The 3,405-nt window shown below is 50.1% G+C and carries 4 protein-coding genes; all 4 read left to right on the top strand.

From position 1 onward, the window contains the following. Window positions 1-187: 187 nt before the first annotated feature. Window positions 188-382, top strand: a complete 195-nt coding sequence (locus tag HQL65_20455; GenBank protein ID MBF0138606.1) for a hypothetical protein — start codon at window positions 188-190, stop codon at window positions 380-382. A 263-nt stretch (window positions 383-645) separates the two neighbouring features. Next, window positions 646-1,299: a hypothetical protein gene (locus tag HQL65_20450; protein MBF0138605.1), complete on the top strand. Its 654-nt coding sequence runs from the start codon at window positions 646-648 to the stop codon at window positions 1,297-1,299. A 145-nt stretch (window positions 1,300-1,444) separates the two neighbouring features. Next, complete coding sequence (locus HQL65_20445; protein ID MBF0138604.1) at window positions 1,445-1,939, top strand: hypothetical protein; 495 nt, start codon at window positions 1,445-1,447, stop codon at window positions 1,937-1,939. A gap of 58 nt (window positions 1,940-1,997) precedes the next feature. Then, window positions 1,998-3,405: phage terminase large subunit family protein (locus tag HQL65_20440; GenBank protein MBF0138603.1), on the top strand; the 1,408-nt coding region annotated here is incomplete at its 3' end.

Genomic DNA, 3,405 nt, shown 5'->3' with positions numbered 1-3,405 from the left:
TTTTCTCAAGATATTCTCCAAATTGCTACCGATCCAATTGCCGGATTTAGGATGATCGTCGATACAATGGCGGGATCGCACGCACAACGATCCTGATCCATGGAAGTTGCAACCCGCCAGGAACACCTGATGCGGGTTTTTTAATGCCCGAATCACAGACTCAAACACCTGATGCGGAGATCAAGCCTTGAACAGGTATTCCATTCTGGCTCGTTTCAAAGAGCCGTCCACCTGGGCCGCGCTGGCCGCATTACTGGCCATCATCACCGGACATGATCCAACACTGGTTGCTGACAACACCACCAAGATTGTCGGATGTGTCATCTCCCTGTTGGGAATTGTGCTGCCTGAAACCAAGAACCTTAACCAGCCCAAAATCTGATGGACGTTCTTCAAGATATTCTTCTGCGACTGGGGCAGATCCAGGGGACACTTGATGCCAATACTCGACGTCAGGACGAACTGGCAAAATTGATCACTGGATTGGAGGCAAGGTTGAGATCAGTGGAAATCAAGGCTGCCATTTGGGGTATATCAGGGGGTGGAGGGGTAACAATGGTATTGTACTTCCTGAGCAAGTGAGGCTCCATAACGATTCTGGTTTATTATGTTTTCAACCATTGATCGCATAATAAGAAAATTCGAATGTTAAATATCAGCTTCAATGACGCAGCTTTCAAAAAGGCACTGGCACAAGCGGAAAAGCAGATGAGATTCGCTGCGTCTGTGGCTCTGACCAAAACTGCCCAGGACGCCCAGGAGGAAGTGAAGAGGCAACTCCCAAAACGATTCAAAATCCGCACAGGTTGGTTGGCAAAAGGCATTCGAATCCGAGCGGCCCGCAAGGAAAAGCTGTCTGCCTCAATCCTTGTCAAGGATGCCTTCATGGAGTTGCAGGAAAGTGGTGGTGAAAGAAAATCAACGTCCGGCAAGTCTATGGGTATTCCAATTGGAGCGCGTCCAGACGAAATGTCAGTTACCAGACCATCAAAATATCCAGGTGAGTTATTAAAGAAGACCAGATATTTTATATCACCGATTACTAAAAAATCTGTAACAGCACGTTCAAGAGAAAGATCAAATATAAAAAGAAGGATGCACAACAAGGAAATTGATGCTACTCATGTAGGGAAAATGGCTCTTTGGCATCGTCGAGGAAAAAAGAGGTTGCCAATAGATTTGATCTATATATTTGAAAAAAAGGTACATATTCCACCCCGTTTTGGTTTCCATGATACGGCAAAGAAGGTGGTGTTGGACCGATTCCCAAGACGGTTTGCCAGTGAGTTAAGGTCTTAAGCAATGTTTGTGCCATCACGGGTCCTTCTTGAAATAAAAATATGCGGGTACCGCGCGAGCGCGGCCTTTCGCTAGTGCCAGACTGAAAAACGGGTACGCACCCAGGACCAGGTACGCACCCCAGAATCGACCAGGAATCAACCCCATGGGAATGTCCAACCGGGAATATGCAAAGCACCGAGAAGTTTCCGAAGGCGCGGTACGCAAAGCAATCCGGTCAGGACGCATTCTCCTGGAACCCGACGGAACGATTGATCCAGACAGGGCTGATATTGATTGGGAACAAAACACAAACCCGGCTCAGCAACGCAACACCAGCATCCCCCAGGGTAATGCCCTGGATGACCCAGCAACGCAACAAAAAAGCACATCTGTTCCTGACTATCAGACAAGCCGATCCATAAAGGCGGCTTATGATGCTCGCTTGGCCAAACTTGATTTTGAGGTGAGGTCAGGAAAATTGGTTGCCTTTGATGATGTCCAAGTGGAGGCATTCAATTTGTCGCGTCGAGTGCGAGATCGATTATTGAATATTCCTCATCGTATTGCGGCAACGTGTGCGGCTGAGACCGATGCCATGACCATCGAACGAACGTTGATCGAGGAACTGCGTAGCGCCATGGAGGAGTTGACTGAATGATTGCTTCCGTTCCAGCAACTGCGCCCCATCATGAATCGTGATCTGAAGAAAAAATCTTGTGACAGCGTTCGCAGCCAATATTTACCGGGAAGCGTTCCTCCAAGGTCTACGTCCAGACCCGGATCTGACTGTCTCGGAATGGGCAGATACGCACCGAATACTGTCATCAGTCGCAGCGGCAGAGCCTGGTCCTTGGCGTACCAGCAGGACACCATACCTGCGCGAAATCATGGATTGTCTTTCCCCTTCTTCTCCCGTGGAAAAAGTCGTGCTGATGTTTGGTGCGCAGTTGGGAAAAACCGAATGTGGACTTAACTGGTTGGGCTTTATCATCCACCATGCCCCTGGGCCCATGCTCATGGTGCAGCCAACCGTGGACATGGCCAAACGATATTCAAATCAACGTGTGGGGTCGCTGATTGAAGAAAGTCCGGTAATCAGGGATCGCGTAAAACCGGCCAGGAGTCGAGATTCAGGAAACACCCTGCTCTCAAAGGAATTTTCTGGAGGAATACTCCTGATCACTGGGGCCAATGCTGCATCAGGCCTCAGTTCTGCCCCAATTCGATATCTGTTTATGGACGAGGTGGACCGTTTTCCCCTTGATGTAGATGGGGAAGGTGATCCGGTCGCGTTGGCTGTTCAGCGCACGGCCACCTTTTCAAATCGCAAAGTGTTATTGACCTCCACGCCAACGATCAAGGGATTCTCAAGAATTGAAGCAGCCTTTGGCGAAAGTGATCGTCGCCGATACTGGGTGCCATGTCCGTTTTGCCAAAAGGAACAAATCCTGGAATGGAAGCAAGTGCAGTGGCAGAAAGGATTACAGGATAAGGCACATTACATTTGCATCCATTGCAATGAGGTCATCGAAGAACACCGCAAGGGGTGGATGCTGGATCATGGGCGGTGGATCGCCGAAGAACAAACTGGTGGACTGATTGCCGGCTTCCACCTGTCAAGCCTGTACAGTCCACCAGGGTGGAATTCCTGGGGGCAGATCGCCGTGGAACATGGTCAGGTCTATCGTGACCCGCCACGGCTCAAGGTCTGGATCAACACCAAAATGGGAGAGACCTGGGAGGAATCAGCGGAACACTTGGATACCGATGGTTTGATGCTGCGCCGGGAAGAATTTGGCCCACACCTTCCTCCCGGAGTCGTCATCCTCACATCCGGGATTGACGTCCAAGATGATCGGTTGGAAGTGGAAACTGTTGGTTGGGGTCTGGATGAGGAGTCCTGGTCGGTGGATTACCGGGTGATCTGGGGGGACCCATCCGGTCCGGTAGTGTGGAAGGATCTGGATGATCTTCTGCGCCGTCCTTTGCCTCATGCCCGGCAGATGTCGGATCTGCACATTCGTGCCGCCGCTGTGGACACCGGTGGCCACCACACCTTGCAGGCTTATCCCATGTTCGTCATCTGTAGTGCAAAATCTGATTTATTTCAATATTTTACTAAAT

Source organism: Magnetococcales bacterium, from assembly GCA_015228935.1.
Classification (GTDB): domain Bacteria; phylum Pseudomonadota; class Magnetococcia; order Magnetococcales; family DC0425bin3; genus HA3dbin3.
The sequence above is the reverse complement of the archived record's forward strand: the minus strand, read 5'-3'. Positions and strand labels throughout refer to the sequence as shown.

Excerpts from the sequence above, each read along its gene's own strand:
- HQL65_20450 (MBF0138605.1), top strand. The coding sequence starts at position 646 with ATGTTAAATATCAGCTTCAATGACGCAGCTTTCAAAAAGGCACTGGCA.
- HQL65_20445 (MBF0138604.1), top strand. The coding sequence starts at position 1,445 with ATGGGAATGTCCAACCGGGAATATGCAAAGCACCGAGAAGTTTCCGAA.